The following is a 20146-nucleotide window of genomic DNA, read 5'->3' on the forward strand; positions in this document are numbered from 1 at the left end:
TTTGCTACTGGGCGTGAGCAAAAAAATCCCGGCGATCGTTGCCGACGGCCGGGAAAAGGGTATTTGGGGAAATACCAGGGGAGACAGTGAAGTTACTGCGCGCGTGCCAGCTCCGCATGCACTTGCGCCGTGATTTCATACGAACGCAGCCGGTGCTGGTGCTCGAAGATTTGCGAGGTGATCATCAGCTCGTCGGCGCCCGTTTCGGCGATGAAGGAAGCCATCTTCGCCTTCACCGTGTCCGGTGCGCCGATGGCCGTGCACGACAGCACGGAATCGAGCATGGCGCGTTCCTGCGGGCCCAGCTGCTCCAGGTAGCCGGGCACGGGCGGCTGCAGACGCGACGGGCGGCCCGTGCGCAGGTTGACGAACGCTTGCTGCATCGACGTGGCGCGCAGGTGCGCTTCGGCATCCGTGTCGGCGGCGAACACATTAAAGCCCAGCATCACGTACGGTTGCGCCAATTGTTTGGACGGCTTGAAGTGTTCGCGGTAATACGCCACGGCTTGCATCATCATCTGCGGCGCGAAGTGCGAGGCGAATGCGTACGGCAAGCCCAGGTGGGCGGCCAGCTGGGCGCCGAACAGGCTGGAACCGAGTATCCACACGGGTACTTTCGCGCCCTTGCCGGGCACGGCCAGCACGCGCTGGCGCGGCTCGTCGGACATGTAGTCGATCAATTCCAGCACGTCCTGCGGGAACTGCTCGGCGTCGGACTGCAGGTCGCGGCGCAGCGCGCGCGCCGTCGTCTGGTCGGAGCCGGGCGCGCGGCCCAGGCCCAGGTCGATGCGGCCCGGATGCAGCGCTTCCAGTGTGCCGAACTGTTCCGCGATGACGAGCGGCGAGTGGTTCGGCAGCATCACGCCGCCCGCGCCCACGCGGATGCTTGTCGTGCCTGCCGCCACATGGGCGATGACGACGGCCGTGGCGGCGCTGGCGATGCCGGGCATGCCGTGGTGTTCGGCCAGCCAGTAGCGGTTTAAAGCCCCAGCGTTCGCCGTGCTGCGCCAGGTCGAGCGTGTTCTTGAACGACTGGCTGGCGTTGCTGCCTTCGGCGATGGGCGCCAGGTCGAGTATGGAAAATGGAATCATGGTAGCGATATCGGGACGTGGTGGAAAATCACAATGGACGATTTGTCTATCCCCTGCCGCCGGCAGGGTCACCCATGACGGCGTGGCGGGGAAGACAGGCTGTGCACATGATAATGCGAATCGGGAATTTGCGTACTGATCGGTAAAAAACTCGTAGCGATTGGAAATCGGTGCGGGCGATGCTAGAGTGGGCCTCCCCATTTCACGCGCCCCGCCATGTTCAAGAAACCCCTGCTGTTGTCCCTGCTTGGCCTGCTGCTGCAGCCCTCCGTTCACGCCGCTCCCGTCAGCCCGCAGGCGCAGGAGACGGCTCGCTACGCGCTGGCCACCTATCCCGAACCGCTGATCGCCAGCCTGGCGAAGATGGTCAGTTTCAACACGGTGGCCGACCCGGCCGTGCCGTTTGCGGAGAATCCCCAGCACACGGGTTTTAAACGCTACCTGGCGGCCGAGGCGCAGCGCCTGGGATTCGATTTCCACGATCACGGCCACGTGGTAATCATCGGCATGGGCAAGGGCAGCGAGCGGGTGGGCGTGATCACGCACGGCGACGTGCAGCCTGTGAACCCCGCCAAGTGGGCCCGCTCGCCGTTCGAGCTGGACCGTACCAGCGAACCGGGCAAACTGCTGGGACGGGGCACGGAAGACGACAAGGGCCCCATCGCCACGGCCCTGTATGCGATGAAAGCCATCCAGGACAAGCAAGTGCCGTTGAGCAAGCGCATCGAGCTGTACGTGTACATGGCGGAGGAATCGGACTGGGAACCGCTGAAACAATTCCTGAAAACCCACACGCCGCCGCAGGTGAACATCACCATCGATGCGGAATATCCGGTGGTGACGGCCGAGAAAGGCTACGGCTCCATCAAGCTGACCTTGCCGCCGCGCACGGCACTGCCGGCCGAGGGCGGCCCCGTGCTGACGAACCTGACGGGCGGCTTTTTCGGCAGCCAGATCCCGGAAGACGCCACCGCCGTCATCGAACGCGCGCCGGCCGCGCTGGAAGCGGCCATCCGCGCTCGCGCGCAGCAGCAACAGGGCGTGCGCTACACGTATGCGCGCGATGGCGGCACCTTGAGCGTGACGGCGCTGGGCGTGTCGGCCCACTCGTCGAAGCCGGAAGACGGCGTCAACGCCATCAGCATGCTGGCCGACGCCCTGGCCGTGCAGCCGTGGCAGGGCACGCAGGCGGCCGACATGCTGTCGTTCCTGAATGAACTGGTGGGCACCGGCATTTACGGCGAACGCTTCGGCCAGATCGCCTACCGCGACGGTTTCATGGGGCCGATGACGGTGGCGCCTACCGTGCTCAAGCAGCAAGGCGGCGCGCTGGAACTGAATATCAATTTGCGCCGTCCGCAAGGCAAAACGGCAGCCGTGCTGCAGCAGCAGGTGACGGCCGCCTTCGACGGCTGGAAGGCGCGGCGCCAGGTACCGGCCGCGCTGCAGGTGCAGATCGGCGAGCCGTGGCTGCAGACGGACGCGCCGCAGATTCCCACCTTGCTATCCGTTTTCGAACATTACACGGGGATCGCCAATCCGCAGCCGGTCGCCATCGGCGGCGGCACCAATTCGCGGTTGTTCCCGAACGCCGTCAGCTTCGGCCCCGCCATGCCGCACACCGTGTACACGGGGCATTCCGAGCACGAGTTCATCACGGAAAAACAGTTGCTGCTGAACTTGCAGATGTACACGGCCGTGCTGATTGAACTGGCGAAATAGTCGCTTGCAAAAATAGCGGGAAGTCATAGACTGCAAGCCTGAGACGAGGCCAGGCGCCGAACTTTTTATGCGCGTGCTGGTCTTACGTTTCCATGTAGGAAGGGAGCAGCTATGCATGCACAACAGGACGCCCGGCTGGCGCCAGGCAGGGCAGGTGGGGCGGTGGCGTGCCGCATCCCGCACGAGGAGCGGTCATGAACTGGCCGCTGGAACTGGAAGTGGCGCACAAGCTGGCGCAGATGCGGGGCTGGCTGGAAGACCAGCATGCCGGCGCCGTGCGCCTGCGTGGCGTGGACTGGTTTGCGTGGGCCACGGCGGGCGCGTCGAACAGCCATCGTCATACTGCCGAGTGCGGCTGCGCGGAAGTGCTGGTGACGCGCGCCGCCGCCTACATCCTGACGGACGAAGCCGAAGCCATGCGCATGCGCGAGGAAGAGGTGCGCGGGCCATGGACGTGGCAGGTGTCGCCGTGGATGCAGCCGCAGCTGTATGAATTGCGCGAGCATTTCGTGCAGCATGTGGCCGGCGGCTTGCCTGTTTTGTCCGACCGGCCAGGCTTGCACGAACGCAGCCTGCCCGTGGCTCTGCGCGAAGAGCGGCTGGTGCTGCTGGAATCGGAGCAGCAGCGCTACCGGCAGGTGGGGCAGCTGGCCGCCAGCGCTGCGCGGATGCGCTGCGCCAGGCCCGCCCCGACTGGAGCGAACTGGAGCTGGCTGCCGCCTGCGTGCGCGCGCTGTGGCTGCGCGGCTTGCAGGCCGTGCACGTGCTGGTCAGCGGCGAGGAACGCCAACACCGTTATCGGCGCGCGCCGCCGGCCCAGGTGGTGCTGGGCACGCAAGCCGTGCTGGCCCTGTGCGCGCGGCGTTTCGGCCTGTGCGCCAGCCTCAGCCGTCAACGGCGCTTTGGCCCGCCGCAGCGTCGCGCCGATGGCGTGGCCGTGGGCGATGCCGATGCCGCCATGCTGGCGCTGGAAGCCGTGGCGCTCGACGCTTGCGAAACGGGTCGTGCCCTGAGCATGGTGTACCACGCGCTCGACAGCGCCTACGCCTATGCGGGCCAGCCCGATACGGTGCGCACCAGCCGGCAGGGTGGTATCCATGGCTACCTGGCGCCCGAAGTGGCAGCTGGCGCGCATACGGAAATCATCCTCAAGCGGGGCATGGCCCTGGCATTCCACCCCAGCCTGCCCGGCAGCACGGTGGAAGACACGTTTTTGCTCGACGGCAACCAATTGCACAACCTGACGCACGACCCGGCCTGGCCTTCGGCCATGGTGCAGGGCCGCAGCCGGCCGCTGACCCTGGCGCTGGCCTGATGCGCCTTGATGCGGCCAGGGGCGGAAAAAGGCAGCGGCAAGTGTCGGCCAGCACCGGCTGCATCAATAGCGCTGCATCACGCCTTTTTGCACGCTGACCCGGTCGCCGATCTGGAAGGCGGGCTGGGTATTTTGCATAAAGGTGCGCGTCGTGCCGTCGTCCAGGCGCAAGGTGACGCGGTACAGCATGTTGCCCGCCGCCCCCGAGGTGCTGCCGGCCGTGCCCGAGGTGCCCGCCTGCATGTCGGCACTGCCTTGATCCATGCCGCGCGGCACGGTTTCTATCGATTGCACCGTGGCCGAGCTGATGTTCATGCTGGACTGGCCCGCCATATCGCTGCTCATGCCGGTATCGGTGGCGGTGCTGGCTGTGCTGCTGGCCGGCATGCTGCTTTGCGGCGTCGTGCCGGCCGGTGCGGCATAGGTTTCGCCGCTGTTGCTGCGCGCCAGGCTGGCATTGTCCGTGGAATGGCAGGCCGCCAGCAAGGCGCATGTCAGGCCGGTCAGCAGCAGGGTTTTTTTCGATCTCATCTTGGTCTCCTCATGGTCGAACACTCAGGATCGGCACCCGCGGTGATTGCGGATAGCAGCGATTGCTGCATGTAAGAGCATGGCGTCGCCGGGATGTTCGGCGCCCGTCATTGGTGATTGAGCTAGATCAAGCGTCTAATTGCCGTGCTTGGTATAAAAGATGCTGGCAATTACCACTTCGTGCGGCTGCACGTTTCCTCACTGTTGAATCGGGAGAAAAAATGTCATCTGGCCCTACCGTAAAACTGATCGATGAGTTGGTGCTGGCCGTCGCCGGCACCGCGCACGATGCCCGTGCGCGCCATGTACTGGCCCAGGCATTGCATGGACTGGTGCGGCTGGCGCGCTCGGAACAGTTGCTGGACATGCAGCGCGATGCGGCACGCGCCATGGGCGCCGGCAGCCGGCGCGAGGCGCGCGCCCTGATGCGGCGCCTGGGCGCGCGCAGCCAGGGGCAGTTGCGGCTGGCATTGCAGGATAGCGAAGCGGACCGCGCCTGACGGACGGTGCCGGTTCAGCCTTTGGGCAACGGCGCGCCCTGAGCCAGGGCGGCGGCGACCATTTTCGGCCAGAGGAAATACAGCGGCAGGCAGACCGCCGCGGCGGCCGTGATATCGACCACCCAGTCGCTGACGGCGCCATGGCGGTAAGGCAGGAAGCTCTGGATGAATTCGTCCAGCGCGCCCATGGCCGCCACCATCAGCACGGCCAGCACTGCGCGGCGCGCCATGCCGCCGGACGTGCCGCTGAACAGGATCAGGGCCAGCACGCCGTAGCCGAAGGAATGCAGCACGCCGCCCGACGCATATTGGCCCACGTCGGCGCGCACGCCGGGAATGTCGCCGATCAAAATCACCAGGACATACAACACCAGGGCCGTGCGGTAGCGCAGGCGTTCGTAACGGTCGGAAAAACAGAGTTCGGGCAAGGGGGCGGACATGATGCGTCAGGATAAATGGAAAGGTACTCACAATATCATGCGCATGGCGGGCCACCGTGTTCTTGCGCAAGAGCTTGCCGGTCAGGCAAAAAAAAGGCCCGCGGGGGCGCGGGCCAAAAACCCAAATGAAATGGGTCAAGAGTTGAGAGTTGCTCGGTACTTACCATGTCGCGCGCCTTGCCGGCGCCCGCCACGGTCATGAAAGGGGAGTGGTGTGCCATCGCGGCACACCTGTCTGTAGTCAGGCATATCGGTTGCCTGTACAGCAGATGAAGCAAGTATAGGGGGCGAACATGACGGGCCTATGACACGCCGCAACATTTTTGAGGAAACCGGCATATTGATGGAAAAATTCGGGCGGCATGGCAAGAATAGCCATGTTTCAGTCGCGACAGCAAAAAAAAAGCCCGCTGGTGAAAGCGGGCTTAAAACTATTTTCTTGGAGGAGAATAGTGGAGACAGGTGCATTATGCTGCGTCGCACGATATGTGTCTAATGATCTTTTTAGATATGCATTATTCTTTTTTGATATAACTCGCCGGTTTCACTCTTTCACGGCCACCGTGTAGTTGAGCGCCATGCGTCCGCCATCGACATAGATGGTCTGGCCCGTCATATAGCTGGCGTCGTCGCTGGCCAGGAAGGCGGCGATGCCGGCCACTTCTTCCGGCTCGCCGCAGCGGCCCAGCGGCGTGCGCGACAAAATCGTGTGGCGCGCCTGCGGGCTCGACAGCACCGCCTGCCTGGCCAGTTCCGTCAGGATGGTGCCCGGCCCGATGCCGTTCACGCGCACGCCGTGCGGCGCCAGGTTCAGGGCCATGACCTTGGTCAGCTGGTTGATGGCGCCCTTCGACACCACGTACGGCACCTGGTTCGGAATGGCCAGCTCCGCATTCACGCTGGACATATTGATGATGCAGCCGCTGTTGCGCTTGACCATCTCGCGCGCCACGGCCTGGCCGCACAGGAACATCGATTTCAGGTTGATGCGCATGACCCGGTCGAAATCGTCTTCGCAGACGTCGAGGAAATCGGCCGCGTGCGTGACGCCCGCATTGTTGACGAGGATATCGATGTGGCCGAACTGGGCCAGCGTTTCCTTCAGCATCGCATCGACGTCCGCCTTCTGGCTGACGTCGGCGCAAAAGAAGCGCGCCTGCGGGCCGAGGGCGGCCGCTGCCTGCGCGCCTTCTTCCTTGATGTCGACCAGCATCACCTGCGCCCCTTCGGCGATCAGGCGGCTGGCGCAAGCCAGGCCGATGCCTTGCGTGGCGCCCGTGACGATGGCGTTTTTATTGACCAGTTTCATGTAATCGCCTCGGCGGGAAGGATTCAGAGGAGGATGGGTTCGTTCGGCAACTGGTTGCCGCGCGTCCCATCGGCAGGGAAGTGGCTTTGCAGCATGGCATTCAACTGCTGCAAGGCATCGAGCGTGCTGTCGTGGTAATTGCCATCCTTGAAACCGCCCGTCATGGCGCGGCATACGGCTTGCCACTGTTCCGGCGTGATGCGGCGGCCCACGTTGCGGTCGGCCACGATATCGACCTGGTGCTCGGCCAGGTTGATATAGATCAGCACGCCAACGTTGTCTTCCGTATCCCACACGCCATACTGGGCGAACAGTTCGCGCGCCCGCTCGCGGTTGCTCACGCCCTGGTAAGCCATGCCCGGCGTCAGGGCCGCTTCGACGATCAGGCGCACTTCCGCGCGGTGCATGGCTTCACCGTCGGCAATCGCTGTTTCGATGGCTTTCAGGGTGCGTTCGGGAAAGGCCTGGCGTGCCGTCGCCGGCGTGCCCCGCAAATGTTTCAAGGCGCGTCCGCAGCGTTGTCCGAATGTCAGTTGTTTCGTCATTACCAATCTCCCGAGGCGCCGCCGCCGTCAAAACCGCCGCCGCCGCCACCGAAGCCACCGCCGCCACCGCCTCCGCCAAAACCACCGCCGCCGCCGAAGCCGCCACCGCCACCGCGGTTGTTCAGCGCCTGGCTCAAAATGCTGCCCAGCACGACGCCGGTGGCGCCGCTGGACCAGTTGCTGCCGCGCTGCAGCCGGTTTGGGCCGCCACGCGAGCGGAACACGGTCACGAGCACAAGAAAGCCGAAGAACAGCAGCGGCAGCCAGAAGGTCAGGCCGCCCGCTTCCACGGTCGCCGGCGCCTGTTTTTGCGCCGGGGCGGGGAATTGCTCCTGGTTCAGCAGGGTGGCGATGGCGCCGATGCCAGCCACCAGGCCGCCGTAATAGTCGTTCTGCTTGAAATGCGGGGCGATCACGTCTTGCAGGATGCGTTTCGATTGCGCATCCGTCAGCACGCCCTGCACGCCGCGGCCCGCCTCGATGCGCAGGCGGCGCAAGGACGAGGGATTGTCTTTCCACCATCAGCAGCACGCCGTCATCGACGCCCTTGCGGCCCAGCTTCCAGGCATCCGTCACGCGGATGCTGTATTGCTCGATGGCTTCCGGTTCCGTGCTCTTGACCAGCAGCACGGCGATCTGGCTGCCCGTCTTGGCTTCGTAGTCGGCCAGCACGCCTTCCAGCGCCGCTTTTTGCTTGTCATCGAGCATGCCGGCGTTGTCCGTCACGCGCGCGGCCAGCGGCGGGACGGGCTGCAAGCCCTGCGCGCCGGCCGGCGGCATCGCCCACAGCAGCAGGGCCGTCGCCAGCGCGGCCAGATAAGACCAGGCTTTCATCTTATTTGCCGAAGTTGACGGTCGGCGCGGTCGAGATGGCTTTTTCATTTTCCACCGTGAACGACGGCTTGACCTTGTAGCCGAAGACCATCGCCGTCAGGTTGTTCGGGAAGCTGCGCGCATGCACGTTGTAATCCTGTACGGCGGCAATGTAACGCTGGCGCGCCACGGTGATGCGGTTTTCCGTGCCTTCCAGCTGCGACTGCAGGTCGCGGAAGCTGGTATCGGCTTTCAGGTCAGGATATTTCTCGGACACCACCATCAAACGCGACAGGGCCGACGACAGTTGTCCCTGCACTTGCTGGAATTTCTCGAACGCGGCCGGGTCGTTCAGCACTTCGGGCGTGATCTGGAAACTGGTGGCGGCGGCGCGCGCCTTGGTCACCGCTTCCAGCGTTTCGCGCTCGTGCGTGGCATAGCCCTTGACGGTATTGACCAGGTTGGGGATCAGGTCGGCGCGGCGCTGGTACTGGTTGACCACTTCGCCCCAGGCCGCCTTGGTGGCTTCGTCCTTGCTCTGGAAGTCGTTGTAGCCGCAGCCCGTCAGGATGCCGGCCAGGACGGTGACGCTTAGCGCCAGGCGCAGCCATTTGGTGAATTGATTGGTGATTTGCATGATGGGTTCCGTGCTGAGTAAGGGAGGTGAGGCAAATATACCTGAAACGGCCCGCCATGTCGGTTTAATAAGCGCGGGTGGCCGTGTCTGGCCGCGTTACAATACGGGGTTTGCAACTGAATATAGAGAAGGTGTGCCGTGAATTTCATCAATAAATTATCCGCCGCGTGGACGGCCAATAATTCCCTGCTGTGCGTGGGCCTGGACCCCGACCTGGCGAAACTGCCGGCCGAACTGCGCGACTTGCCCGATGGAATCACCACCTTTTGCACGCGCATCATCGACGCCACGGCCGACCTGGCCTGCGCCTTCAAGCCGCAGATCGCGTATTTTGCCGCGCTGGGCGCAGAAAAGCAGCTGGAAGACATCTGCCGCTACGTGCGCGAGAATTATCCGCACATCCCGCTGATCCTCGACGCAAAACGGGGCGACATCGGCGCCACGGCCACGCAATACGCGCGCGAAGCGTTCGAGCGCTACGGCGCCGACGCCGTCACCGTGAACCCGTACATGGGCGAGGATTCGCTCGACCCCTACCTGGCGTGGAAAGACCGCGGCGTGATCATCCTGTGCCGCACCTCGAACCCGGGCGGCTCGGACCTGCAATTCCTGAATACGGACGGCGAACCGCTGTACCAGCGCGTGGCGCGCCTGGTGGCCGAGAAATGGAACAAGAATGGCCAGTGCGCGCTCGTCGTCGGCGCCACGTTCCCAGAAGAACTGGCGCAAGTGCGCGCCATCGTCGGCGACATGCCGCTGCTGGTGCCCGGCATCGGCGCCCAGGGCGGAGATATTGCCGCCACCGTCGGCGCAGGCCAGACGGCGAACGGCATGGGCATGATGATCAGCTCCTCGCGCGCCATCATCTACGCCAAGCCGCAGGACGGCGAAGACTGGGCCGACGCGGCCCGCCGCGTGGCGATTGAAACGCGCGATGCGATCAATCAGCACCGTTCGGTTTAAGTTGCATGCATACAAAATGCCGGGCTAGCCCGGCATTTTGCATTCAGTCTCTTTGCGGGGCGACGATCTCCGCATAATCGTAGAGTTCGCCAAGAATTTTCTTCGCCACGCTCATCGACCGATTCCGACAGCACGTCGATTTCCGTAAACAGCATTTCGATGGTGCGGGCGCCGCCGTCGCCGTCGAACAATCGGGCGGCGCGGTGCTGTTCCCAGTGCAGGCTTTCCGCTTCGCTCAGGGTTTGCGGGAAATTGCGGGCGCGGTAGCGGAACAGCAATTCCTGCAAGCGTTCGTCGGCAAACGACGGGCGGGCCGTGGCCAGCCTGGCCGGCGTGTCGCGGCGCAAGGATTCGAGCAGGCGGCGGTCGTCGTTGCTGACGAAACCATTGTACAAATCCTCATCCACGTCCAGCGCGGTGTTCGCGCCCGGGCGCTGGAAGACTTCGGCCCAGATGGCATCCATGTTCGGCGCCGCGGCGGCGAATTGCGCGTTGACCTTCGCCGCGTCCACGTCGATGCCCCACTGCGCGGCCATGGCGGGCGACAGGGTCTTTAAATTGCCCACCAGCATGGGCGACTTGTTCAAATGCACGCTTTTCACGGGCAGGCGCGTCATGCCTTCCGGCATGGCTTCCTTGCGCGTGAATAAACGCGTGCGGATGGTGTCGGCGTCCAGTTCGAACAGTTCGCGCGGGTCGTAGGCGCAATCCCAGACGAGGATCTCGTTTTTGTTGCTCGGGTGCGTGGCCAGCGGCCAGACGACGCCCAGGCAACCCCGTTCGGCCGGGAACATGCCGGACACGTGCAGGAAAGGCTGGCGCTCGCCGGCGGCCAGGTGCATGCCCATTTCGCTGGCGACCCGGTCCTTCTTGTGCAGGGCCAGGCAGAATTCGAACAGTTTCGGCTGCTTCTGCTTGATCAGGCGCGCCAGGGCGATGGTGGCGCGCACGTCCGATAGCGCATCATGCGCCGCTTCGTGGGCCAGGCCATTGGCCTTGCTCAAGTGTTCCAGTTTAAAACTGGTCTGGCCATCGTCGCGCTTCGGCCATTGAATGCCTTCCGGGCGCAGCGCGTGCGTCATGCGCACGACGTCGAGGAGGATGTCCCCAGCGGCCGCAATGGTTCTTCCATTCGCGCGCATACGGGTCGATCAGATTGCGCCAGAACAGGAAACGCGTGACTTCATCGTCGAAACGGATGGTGTTGTAGCCCACGCCGATGGTGCCCGGCTCCGAAAAGGCCGCTTCGATGGTGGCGGCGAACTGGTGCTCGGGCACGCCCAGCTGCAAACACTGCTGCGGCGTGATGCCCGTGATCAGGCACGATTGCGGGTCGGGCAGGAAATCATTGGCAGGCTGGCAATACAACATGATCGGCTCGCCGATCTCGTTGAGATCCGCATCCGTGCGGATGGCGGCGAACTGGGCCGGGCGGTCGCGGCGCGGCTGGGCGCCAAAGGTTTCGTAGTCGTGCCAAAGAAAGGTCTGGTTAGTCATTGATGGTCGTAACTTAATGTTGCTGAATGGGTTATCCGGGCCGCTAAAAACAAGCCGCCGCTTCAGTTTTCTGAAAACCTGCCGATACTACACGAGAGGATGGTCATCATCGCGTTTCCCGCATGGTGGCATACATTGTCCGTTCAAGGAGGTCTATCGTGTCAATTCCCATCGCCGCAAGCGGCAATTCCACCCCTTCCGTGACTTCCGTCAGTACGGGTGTTGCCGGAAAGGACGATAAAGTCCAGCAAAAGGATGGCGTCAACGCTGAAATGAGCGTCAATGACCGCACCAAGCTGCAATTGAACGCTTCCATCATGCAGGCGTCGCTGAACGTGTCCATCGGTTCGGAAAACGAGCCGCTGGCGCTGCTGTACAAGACAGCCATCACCAACATCAATGAAGCGCTGAAGGGCCAGTACGGCGAGGACGCGATCCAGAACGCCGCCTCGCAGGACAACAGCGCCGAAGCGACGGCGAGCCGCATCGTCTCGCTGTCGACGGGTTTTTTCGACGCCTACAAGAAGCAGAACCCCGGCATGGACGACGATACGGCCCTGACCAAGTTCATGGACACCATCAGCGGCGGCATGGAAAAAGGCTTCAAGGAAGCGCGCGACATCCTGGGCGGCTTGAAAGTGCTGAACGGCGATATCGCCGGCAATATCGACAAGACGTATGAGCTGGTGCAGAAGGGCTACGCGGATTTCATCGCCGCCCACAGCAGCAAGAAGGATGATGCCGCCAAGCCGGCCGACAGCAAGGCTGCCTGAACTACAGCATGACCCGGTTGCGGCCCGATGCCTTTGCCCGGTAAAGGGCCGCGTCGGCCGCGGCGATCAGCGCTTCGTCGTCCTGTCCGGTCGCCAGGCTGGCCACGCCGAAGGAACCCGTGATGTGCGGCAGCGCGCTGCGCATGTCGGCGAAGATGACGGCGAGCTGCATGCGCTCGCACAGGCGCTCGGCCACGCGCAAGGCCACGTGTTCGTTGGTATCGGGCAAGATCACCATCATTTCCTCGCCACCATAGCGCACGGCAAAATCCGTGGGCCGCAGGGCCGCGCCCAGCACTTGCGCGGCGATGCGCAGCGCCTGGTCGCCCGCCTGGTGCCCGTGGGTGTCGTTGAAGCGCTTGAAATGGTCGAGGTCTATCATCACCAGCGACAGCGGCGAGCCGCTGGCGTGGGCCGTGACGATCATGTTCGGCAGTAAATCAGTGAGCCAGGCGCGGTTGTACAAGCCCGTCAGGCTGTCGACCATCGACAGCTGGCGGTAGAATTCGCCCAGTTTCTGCCGGCGGCGCAGCAGGGCGTTGGCGGCGCGGATGCGGAAGGACAGCAGCCGCAGCAGGTTGCGCGCCAGGCCGTTCGATTGCTCGATCAATTCCCAGACGATGGCCGCGTCGATTACCAGCAAATCGGTTTCTTCCAGGGCGGAAATGGCGGCCAGGTTGCTCGCTTCATCGAGCACCGACTGCTCCCCCACGCTTTCGCCGGGCAAGACCTTGCTGACGGTGCCGTCATCCATGCCCGTGTGGGTGTCGGCGGCCACGGCCAGCGAGCCGCGCAGGACGATGTACAGGCTGGCACCTTGCGTGTCGGCAATGGCTTCGCCCGCTTCGAGGCGCACCACGGGGCAGGGCGCCAGCATGGCGGCCGTCTGGCTATCCGCCCCATCGCGAAATAGCTGTAAATCGCCGATGTTGCAGCCTGAAGCGCTGAAGTTGCCGATCTGTTCCACAATCACACTTTCAAAAAGCCGGCGCGCGAGCAGAAGGCCGGTAGCTTCATGATAGCGTAAAGCAGCCTTGGCTGTAACGGCAAAGGCTTGCTTGATGTCACTTACTGTGAGAAATACGACAATTATTTCATTGCCGTGTTAATACGCTGGAATGCTTGCGGTTTTATTATGGATGTTGCCGCACGCGAAAGGTGGGGCCGGATGTGCAAAGGCAGCCTTGAACGGCTGCCTCAGTCTCTGGAAATCCTGCGGGTGGGGGATTACTCGGCGGTTTCTTCCGCTTCGGCCGTATCGATCACGGCATTCTTGCCGGTCGCATGGCGCTTGCTGTCTTGCAGGCGGCCCAGGGCGCTATCGATGGCGCGTTTCAGCTTGTCGGTGGCGCCGGCCACGGATTGATGCACGGTGGCGTTTTGCTCGGTCACGGCGATCGGTTGATAGCCTGCAACGCGTGCTTCCATGACGCAGCGGATATCGTCGGCGCCGCCTTTCGGGCCATTCGTGTCGCTGATGTGGACTTCGATGCGGGTCAGGTTGTCGCGGAAGCGGCTCAGTGCGCTTTCAAGTACGGATTGCACATGTTCGTTCAGTCCAGCGGTGTTGGCGATGGTGCTGTCGGTATGAATATTGATTTGCATATGCTTACTCCTGTCAATTCAAAAAAAACCCATCTCAGGCGTGCTGCGGCCTGGTTGCTGCCTCATGCACATGACCTCGTGCATGGAACTTATCTTACTCCTCTTTCCGGTATTTCAAGAGGGTGCGCACGATTAAGATGAGCTTAACCCTTCAGCCAGGTCAAGTTTCCGCTACGAAATTATTTTTTAGCCATTAATGAGTCCGGCGGCGATATTGATCGACAGCCCCAGCACGACCAGGTTGAAGAAAAAGCTCAGCACGGATTGCCCCAGCACGATCTGCCGCATCGTCCGCGTCTGCACGCACACGTCCGACGTTTGCACGGCCACGGCGATGGTGAAGGCGAAATACAAAAAATCCCAGTAATCGGGATGCTGTTCGTCGTCGGGAAACTTCAGGGGGCGCAGCGCGGGGTCGGCCTGGTAATACAGGTGGGCATAATGAAAGCAGAACAGGGTGCCGACGAGAAACCAGGAACCGACCAGTGTCAGGATCGTCAGGCCATAGTGCAGCGCGCGCTCGTCCGGTGCCATGTCTTTCATCGAGGACAGCTGCGAGACGATGGCCACCAGGCTCATCACGGATGCGACGGACAGGGCCGACAGCACCGTGGCCGCCCGCTCATCCTGGCGCGCCGCCATGGCTTTGACCTTGTGGTGGTTGGCGCGCATCATCATCCAGGCCATCGTCGCCAGGTAGAACCAGACGGCCACGTTCCACGCCGTCAGCAACGCGTCATCTGTTGCCAGGATGGCGGCAGCAGCAGGCCGGCCGCCACGCCGATGGCCGTGGCCATGCTCAGGTGGGGGCGGCTGCGGATGAAGCCGTGCAAGGGAAGCGTGATTTTCATGGTGCAAGTTAGTCAGTGGCAGTAGCGCATCTTAATCCTTATGGGCTTGCCGCGGTGGCCGTCCTGGCGGCCGCTTCCTTCTCGTGGTGGGGGAAACGGTCCATGCGCGACAGCACGGGGAACAGCACGGCCCACACGCCCGTCACGGCCAGGGTGGCGGCGCCGCCAAACAGCACGGCGCGCACGAGGCCGAACCAGCCGGCCGTCAGGCCCGATTCGAATTCGCCCAGTTCGTTCGAGGCGCCGATGAAGACGGCATTCACGGCGCTGACCCGGCCGCGGATCTCGTCCGGCGTCTCGAATTGCACCAGCAGGTGGCGGATGTAGACGCTGACCATGTCGCCGGCGCCCATCAGGAACAGCGCAACCAGTGCCAGCGGGAAAAATAGCTGGTGCTGCCCAGCACCAGGGTGCCCAGGCCGAAGACGGCCACGCCGCCGAACATCCAGGCGCCCACGCGGCGCGTGATGGGAAACATGGCCAGCGCGATCGAGCACAGGGCCGCGCCGGCGCCCGGGGCCGTGCGCAGCAGGCCCAGGCCGCTGGGGCCGATATGCAGCACGTCATGCGCGAGCGCCGGCAGCAGGGCCGTGGCGCCGCCGAACAGCACGGCGAACAGGTCGAGCGAAATGGCGCCCAGCACGATGGGTTTCGACCAGACGAAGCGCAAGCCTTCGAGCAGGGTGTGCCAGCTGACGGGTTCGCGCTTGACCACTTGCGGCGCGGGCGTGGTGGCGCGCATCAGCAGGACGGACACGACCAGCAAGGCCGACGAGACCAGATATACCACCTTGGGGCCGAAGTAATACAGCAAGCCGCCCAGAGTCGGGCCCAGGATGATGGCGACGTGCGAGCTTGACGAGCTGAGCGCGAGGGCGCGGCTGAAGTGTTGCGTCGGCACCATGTTCACCAGCACGGCTTGCGTGGCCGGCATCATGAAGGCGCGCGCGCTGCCGAACAGCACCAGCACGGCAAACACGGGCCAGACGATGGAAAGATTGCTTAATGTAAACACCAGCAAGGCCAGCGCGCAGGCGAGCTGTGCCGCCAGGCACCAGGCGATGATGTTGCGGCGGTTGTAGCGGTCGGCCACGTGGCCGGCCGGCAAAATCAAGACGAGGAAGGGCGCGAATTGCGCCAGACCGATCAGGCCCAGGTCGAACAGGCTGCCCGTGATCTGGTACACCTGCCAGCCGATGGCCACGCTTTGCATCTGCACGGCCACGGTGCCCAGCACGCGGGCGGAAAGGTAACAGGCGAAGTTGCGGTGACGCAGGATGGCGAGAGACATGAAATTTCCAGGAAACAGCGGGGTGGGGCGGGTGGCGGCAGCGGATGCCGCGCCAGCAGCACCCCGCTGTCTGGATGCTTACTTGGCCAGGTCGGCTTCCGTGGTGAAAGCGTCGGCGTAGAACTCGTCGGCTGGAAGTTGACACAATTGCACGAAATCGCGGTTGGCCGATTCGACGACGATCGGTGCGCCGCACGCATACACCTGATACGCGGACATGTCGGGCAGGTCGGCCATCACGGCCTGGTGCACGAAGCCCGTGCGGCCGCTCCAGCCGTCTTCCGGCAAGGCTTCCGAGACGACGGGCACATAGGTGAACTGCGGCAAGTCGGCGGCCCACTGGCGGCACAGCGCATCCATGTACAGGTCGTGCGGACGGCGGCCGCCCCAGTACAGGGTGATCGGGCGCGGGGATTGCTCGTTGATCATGTGCTCGACGATGGCTTTCAGCGGGGCAAAGCCCGTGCCCGAGGCCAGCAGCACGACGGGCTTGTCGGAATCTTCGCGCAGGAAGAAGGTGCCCATCGGGCCTTCGAAGCGCAGGATGTCGCGCTCCTTCATCGTGCCGAACACCTGGTCGGTGAACAGGCCGCCCGGCATGTGGCGGATGTGCAGGCTCACGGGGCCGCCTTCGACGGGTGCGCTGGCCATGCTGTAGCTGCGGCGCTTGTTGTCGCGCAGCATGATTTCGATATACTGTCCGGCGCGGTAGTTGAGGCGCTCGCTGGCCGGCAGCTGCAGGGTCAGCACGACGACGTCGGGCGCGACTTTTTCGATGGTGGTCACGCGCGACGGCATTTTCTTGATCGGGTAGTCGCTGCTGCCCGCCACTTCGCGCGCCTCGATGACGAGGTCGGCGTCCGTGGTGGCGCAGCAGAACAGGGAAAAGCCGGCCGCTTCCTCTTCCGGCGTCAGGGCGCGCTGCTGGTGCGCCTTGTGCTGGACGGTGCCGGCAAGCACTTTACCCTTGCAGGAACCGCAGGCGCCATTTTTACAGCCATACGGCAAGCCCACGCCGGCGCGTATCGCTGCCGACAGGACGGTTTCGTCCGCTTCGCAGCTGAATTGGTGGCCGCTGGGCTGAACAGTAACTTGAAAAGTCATACAATCCTTGAGATGAAAAATATGTTAATGCACTCTTTGCGCAAGCCTGTGGGCTTGCCGCGCCTGCTGATCCTGGGCTGCGGCGACGTCGGCATGCGGCTGCTGCCCCTGCTGCGCGCGCGCTTTCGCGTCTTTGCCGTCACCAGCCAGCCGGCGCGCTGCGCGCAGTTGCGGGCGGCCGGCGCCGTGCCCATCGTGGCCAACCTCGACGAGCGCGCCAGCCTGAAACGGCTGGCGGGACTGGCGCCGCTGGTCGTGCACCTGGCGCCGCCCCTGTCGTCGGGCTTGCTGGACCAGCGCACGCGCAATCTGGCCGCCATTTTACCCGAGCATGCCCGCATGGTGTATGTGAGCACCAGCGGCGTGTATGGCGATGGCGGCGGCGCCTGGGTCGATGAAACGCGGCCCGTGGCGCCGGCGAATGCGCGCGCGAAGCGGCGTGTGGACGCGGAACAGGTCTTGCGGGCCTGGGGCGCGCGCCGCGGCGCCAAGGTGACCATCCTGCGCGTGCCGGGCATTTATGCGGACGACCGCCTGCCCCTGAAGCGCTTGCGCGAGGGCACGCCGGCCCTGGCGGCAAGCGACGACGTGTACACCAACCATATCCACGCCGATGACCTGGCGCGCATCATTGAACGGGCCTTGTGGCGGGGCAAGCCGGGACGCGTGTATCACGCCAGCGATGACAGCGAACTCAAGATGGCGGACTATTTCGATGCCGTGGCCGATGCCTTCAAGCTGCCGCGCCCGCCGCGCCTGCCCCGTGCCGAACTGCGGCAAGCGGTCACGCCGATGCTGCTGTCGTTCATGTCCGAATCGCGCCGCCTGCACAATACGCGCATGAAACGCGAGCTGGGCGTGCGCCTGCGCTATGCGCGCGTGGCCGATGCCTTGCGGGCGATGGCAGCCGGCGGGGCCGGCATCGGGTAAAATGACCGGTTATCTGCGCACTTTTCCTGGGCCGGCGCGCGGCGCGCCGTTCCGGCGGTGCGCCATTCACTTAAGGAATACCGCATGAGCACCCTCACTTACGAAGAATACCTGGACGAGGTCACCACCGTCCTCACGGAACTGTACGACCTCGACGACGACGCCGCCATCAAGCTGGTCGTGGCGGCGCAGGACGCCGAATTTTTTGTCCCGCACGATGCGCATGAAGAAATGCGTACCTTGGAGCAAGCCAAGAAAGATGCGGTCACCCTGTTCGAGCGCAAGCAGAACCGCCAGCAGACGCAGGAAAAACAGCAACAGCGCGTGCGCCAGCAAAAGAAATAAGGACGGCCGCCAGGCCGTGGGCAATACGGGCTGCGGCGCAACGCCGTGGCCTTGCCGTTTGATGCAGCGCAAACGTGTCATGGCACGCTGGCGATATGGTGAGCAATGTCGTCACGCGTTTGGGCTATTTGTGACGGGCTCTACGCAGCGCGACGCTGTTTTTCGTCAGCAGGAGCGGGTCATGCGAGTTACGAATCACCCCAGCAAGGAACAGGTGTGCGCGCCTACATGCGCCGGCGCGAACATGCGCGGCAGCCGCCGCCGCCGCCCGATGAAATTCGCCGCCAGCTGGCCTGGTGCCGCGTGGATGTCTTGCCGGGTACTTGCCTGCTTGCCACCCCGGCAGGCGTGGCCGTGCAGGGTTGGCATTTATCTGCGGAAATGGCACGCCTGGGCACGCTCATGGCGATTGCCTGGCTGATGCGCAGCGGTGTTCCTCATTGTAAAAATTGATGACTTGCAGCAAACTTCCCCGATTTGAGTTATCCTCTAGCACATTCCAAGTGCGTCAATTCTCTTCAATTATCACAATTTTGCTTTAAGTTACGCAAAAATCAACAATAGCGTGTATTATATTGTTTGCGGCAGAAAAGCCGCATAAGTGATGGCGCTTTTTAGTGTGTTTACCCTGAATTATTGCAGAAGAGACATTCTGTTTCTTTTTGCCTTAATACAACAAGTACGGATTTTCGACCATGTCTCTCAAACAAATTACCTCTTTGCCTACCTACAACCCGAATCGCGTCCTCGATGCGATCATCGACAAGCTGCAACTGAAAAACGATGCCGCCCTGTCGCGAGCGCTGGAAGTGGCGCCGCCTGTCATCAGCAAGATTCGTCACAACACCTTGCCGATCGGCGCCACGATCCTCATCCGCATGCATGAAATCAGCGATTTCAGCATTCGTGAACTGCGCGAGTTGATGGCTGCCTAAGAGCGCCTGACAGACGGCAAACTGAGAGGTGCCGTCTGGGTAAGTCAGGCTTGCCGCGTGCGGCAGCCACATCTGTTTTCCGTTTTGCTATTGCGGGTCGCGGTTCAACACCGGACGATCGACATAGAAACGCCCCATTTCCAGGCTGGTCGAAGACGACTTGAGCACCGCTGCTGCCAAGGTGGCGGGCGCGCCGGAAAATGCCGTGCTGGCAGCGCCCGTCGCGCGGCCCGAATATGCCGTCGCCTGCACCGCCGCACCGGAAAACGCCGTCGCCTGCACCGCCGCACCGGAAAACGCCGTCTGCCCGGCCCGGCCCGAGTATGCGGTCGCCTGTACCGCACGCCCTGAATACGCGGCTTGCACGGCCCGTCCCGAATACGCCGCCTGTACGGCGCGCCCCGAATACGCCGTTTCTGCGCGGATATAATCTTCCCCGAATGTTTGCTCATACAGCTGTTTCATGCGCTCGCCCACGCGCTGGTGCGCCGCTTCGTCGTCTTCGCCGCGCAGGCCGATGTACGGAAAGTGATGGAGGAAGTAGCCGAACACCTGTTCGCAATCCTCTGCATATTTCAGGGTGTCGAGGATGTGGTAGTGCCAGAAAGTATCGACGTCCATCAGCGGCGCCGTTTCTTCTTCCGGAAACTGTTTCATCAGGATCAGGAAACGCCGGTATTCGAATTCCACCGCATTCGCCTTCTCCAGGCTCCATCCTTCGCCTGACTCCCGGTGCATCAGCTTGACCTTGATCGCGTCCAAATTCAAATCGGCAATTGTCTTGAAACTGTCGTTCGTATCCATGAATGTCCTTGTGGTAAAGAGTGTTGTGGGAAATACAGTGAAACAAAGGTGGGTGTGTACTCCTGGCAAGTCGTCGAGGAATGCCTGACCCATGGCGGGCAGGCGCGCTAAGTTGTCCTACATCAATATTGCATCTAATTACGA

21 protein-coding genes and 4 pseudogenes are annotated in these 20146 nt (G+C 63.1%); 10 read left to right on the forward strand and 15 right to left on the reverse strand.

The window, feature by feature from the left end; all coding sequences use genetic code 11:
- Positions 1-92: 92 nt before the first annotated feature.
- Positions 93-1092: pseudogene (locus tag ACQVLG_RS13870) on the reverse strand (LLM class flavin-dependent oxidoreductase).
- A 216-nt stretch (positions 1093-1308) separates the two neighbouring features.
- Here ACQVLG_RS13870 and ACQVLG_RS13875 point away from each other — a divergent pair.
- The 3 genes from ACQVLG_RS13875 to ACQVLG_RS13885 all read left to right on the forward strand — a co-directional run bounded on the left by ACQVLG_RS13875 (position 1309) and on the right by ACQVLG_RS13885 (position 4129).
- Positions 1309-2814, forward strand: a complete 1506-nt coding sequence (locus ACQVLG_RS13875) for a dipeptidase (protein WP_474295133.1) — start codon at positions 1309-1311, stop codon at positions 2812-2814.
- Positions 2815-3008: 194 nt separating this feature from the next.
- Positions 3009-3827, forward strand: a complete 819-nt coding sequence (locus tag ACQVLG_RS13880; protein WP_474295134.1) for a hypothetical protein — start codon at positions 3009-3011, stop codon at positions 3825-3827.
- Positions 3752-4129 (forward strand): hypothetical protein, encoded by a 378-nt coding sequence (locus tag ACQVLG_RS13885; protein WP_474295136.1) that lies wholly within the window; start codon positions 3752-3754, stop codon positions 4127-4129. Before ACQVLG_RS13880 ends, ACQVLG_RS13885 begins: the two co-directional genes overlap by 76 nt.
- Before the next feature lie 63 nt (positions 4130-4192).
- On the opposite strand, the gene ACQVLG_RS13890 is transcribed toward ACQVLG_RS13885, so the two are convergent.
- A complete protein-coding gene (locus tag ACQVLG_RS13890; RefSeq protein WP_230538645.1) occupies positions 4193-4660 on the reverse strand; it encodes a hypothetical protein in 468 nt (155 codons plus the stop codon).
- Positions 4661-4881: 221 nt separating this feature from the next.
- Between ACQVLG_RS13890 and ACQVLG_RS13895 the strand changes: the two genes are divergently transcribed.
- Positions 4882-5160: a hypothetical protein gene (locus tag ACQVLG_RS13895; RefSeq protein ID WP_230538644.1), complete on the forward strand. Its 279-nt coding sequence runs from the start codon at positions 4882-4884 to the stop codon at positions 5158-5160.
- Between the two features lie 14 nt (positions 5161-5174).
- Here the strand turns inward: ACQVLG_RS13895 and ACQVLG_RS13900 are convergent, their stop codons facing one another.
- The 5 genes and pseudogenes from ACQVLG_RS13900 to ACQVLG_RS13920 form a co-directional block, all read right to left on the reverse strand.
- Positions 5175-5600, reverse strand: coding sequence for a VanZ family protein (locus tag ACQVLG_RS13900; protein WP_474295138.1), 426 nt, complete (start codon positions 5598-5600; stop codon positions 5175-5177).
- 544 nt (positions 5601-6144) lie between these two features.
- Positions 6145-6909, reverse strand: coding sequence for an SDR family NAD(P)-dependent oxidoreductase (locus ACQVLG_RS13905; RefSeq protein ID WP_230538642.1), 765 nt, complete (start codon positions 6907-6909; stop codon positions 6145-6147).
- Positions 6910-6932: 23 nt separating this feature from the next.
- The gene (locus ACQVLG_RS13910) at positions 6933-7454 is read right to left on the reverse strand and encodes a TPM domain-containing protein (protein WP_230538641.1); all 522 of its coding nucleotides are present in this window, start codon (positions 7452-7454) and stop codon (positions 6933-6935) included.
- Positions 7454-8288 (reverse strand): annotated as a pseudogene (locus tag ACQVLG_RS13915) (TPM domain-containing protein). The gene ACQVLG_RS13910 and the pseudogene ACQVLG_RS13915 overlap by 1 nt, the downstream one beginning before the upstream one ends.
- A 1-nt stretch (position 8289) precedes the next feature.
- Positions 8290-8904: a LemA family protein gene (locus ACQVLG_RS13920; protein WP_070313665.1), complete on the reverse strand. Its 615-nt coding sequence runs from the start codon at positions 8902-8904 to the stop codon at positions 8290-8292.
- A 138-nt stretch (positions 8905-9042) separates the two neighbouring features.
- Here ACQVLG_RS13920 and pyrF point away from each other — a divergent pair, with 138 nt between their 5' ends.
- Entirely contained in the window at positions 9043-9867 is an 825-nt protein-coding gene (gene pyrF, locus ACQVLG_RS13925; protein WP_474295141.1) for an orotidine-5'-phosphate decarboxylase, read from the forward strand.
- A 43-nt stretch (positions 9868-9910) separates the two neighbouring features.
- On the opposite strand, the pseudogene sbcB reads toward pyrF, so the two are convergent.
- A pseudogene (sbcB, locus tag ACQVLG_RS13930) lies at positions 9911-11364 on the reverse strand (exodeoxyribonuclease I).
- Positions 11365-11522: 158 nt separating this feature from the next.
- Between sbcB and ACQVLG_RS13935 the strand changes: the two are divergent.
- Entirely contained in the window at positions 11523-12137 is a 615-nt protein-coding gene (locus ACQVLG_RS13935) for a DUF5610 domain-containing protein (RefSeq protein ID WP_230538637.1), read from the forward strand.
- A gap of 1 nt (position 12138) precedes the next feature.
- Here the strand turns inward: ACQVLG_RS13935 and ACQVLG_RS13940 are convergent, their stop codons facing one another.
- The 6 genes and pseudogenes from ACQVLG_RS13940 to ACQVLG_RS13965 all read right to left on the reverse strand — a co-directional run bounded on the left by ACQVLG_RS13940 (position 12139) and on the right by ACQVLG_RS13965 (position 16988).
- Entirely contained in the window at positions 12139-13104 is a 966-nt protein-coding gene (locus tag ACQVLG_RS13940; protein WP_474295143.1) for a GGDEF domain-containing protein, read from the reverse strand.
- A gap of 260 nt (positions 13105-13364) precedes the next feature.
- Positions 13365-13742: an HPF/RaiA family ribosome-associated protein gene (locus ACQVLG_RS13945; RefSeq protein ID WP_070221366.1), complete on the reverse strand. Its 378-nt coding sequence runs from the start codon at positions 13740-13742 to the stop codon at positions 13365-13367.
- A gap of 186 nt (positions 13743-13928) precedes the next feature.
- Positions 13929-14474, reverse strand: a complete 546-nt coding sequence (locus ACQVLG_RS13950; RefSeq protein ID WP_474295146.1) for a DUF1345 domain-containing protein — start codon at positions 14472-14474, stop codon at positions 13929-13931.
- Positions 14468-14593, reverse strand: coding sequence for a hypothetical protein (locus tag ACQVLG_RS13955; RefSeq protein WP_474295148.1), 126 nt, complete (start codon positions 14591-14593; stop codon positions 14468-14470). Before ACQVLG_RS13955 ends, ACQVLG_RS13950 begins: the two co-directional genes overlap by 7 nt.
- 38 nt (positions 14594-14631) lie before the next feature.
- Positions 14632-15884, reverse strand: a pseudogene (locus ACQVLG_RS13960) (MFS transporter).
- Positions 15885-15962: 78 nt separating this feature from the next.
- Positions 15963-16988 (reverse strand): CDP-6-deoxy-delta-3,4-glucoseen reductase, encoded by a 1026-nt coding sequence (locus tag ACQVLG_RS13965; RefSeq protein ID WP_474295150.1) that lies wholly within the window; start codon positions 16986-16988, stop codon positions 15963-15965.
- Between the two features lie 12 nt (positions 16989-17000).
- Here ACQVLG_RS13965 and ACQVLG_RS13970 point away from each other — a divergent pair, with 12 nt between their 5' ends.
- The 4 genes from ACQVLG_RS13970 (at position 17001) to ACQVLG_RS13985 (ending at position 19198) form a co-directional block, all read left to right on the forward strand.
- Positions 17001-17918, forward strand: coding sequence for an SDR family oxidoreductase (locus ACQVLG_RS13970; RefSeq protein WP_474295152.1), 918 nt, complete (start codon positions 17001-17003; stop codon positions 17916-17918).
- 84 nt (positions 17919-18002) lie between these two features.
- Positions 18003-18263 (forward strand): hypothetical protein, encoded by a 261-nt coding sequence (locus ACQVLG_RS13975; RefSeq protein ID WP_230538631.1) that lies wholly within the window; start codon positions 18003-18005, stop codon positions 18261-18263.
- A gap of 216 nt (positions 18264-18479) precedes the next feature.
- A complete protein-coding gene (locus tag ACQVLG_RS13980) occupies positions 18480-18716 on the forward strand; it encodes a hypothetical protein (RefSeq protein WP_474295154.1) in 237 nt (78 codons plus the stop codon).
- 242 nt (positions 18717-18958) lie between these two features.
- Entirely contained in the window at positions 18959-19198 is a 240-nt protein-coding gene (locus ACQVLG_RS13985) for a hypothetical protein (protein WP_029496207.1), read from the forward strand.
- An 87-nt stretch (positions 19199-19285) separates the two neighbouring features.
- Here ACQVLG_RS13985 and ACQVLG_RS13990 read toward each other — a convergent pair whose 3' ends face one another.
- Positions 19286-20095, reverse strand: a complete 810-nt coding sequence (locus ACQVLG_RS13990; protein ID WP_474295157.1) for a glycine-rich domain-containing protein — start codon at positions 20093-20095, stop codon at positions 19286-19288.
- Between the last annotated feature and the right edge of the window lie 51 nt (positions 20096-20146).

It is taken from the genome of Janthinobacterium sp. TPC_1 (genome assembly GCF_056037845.1).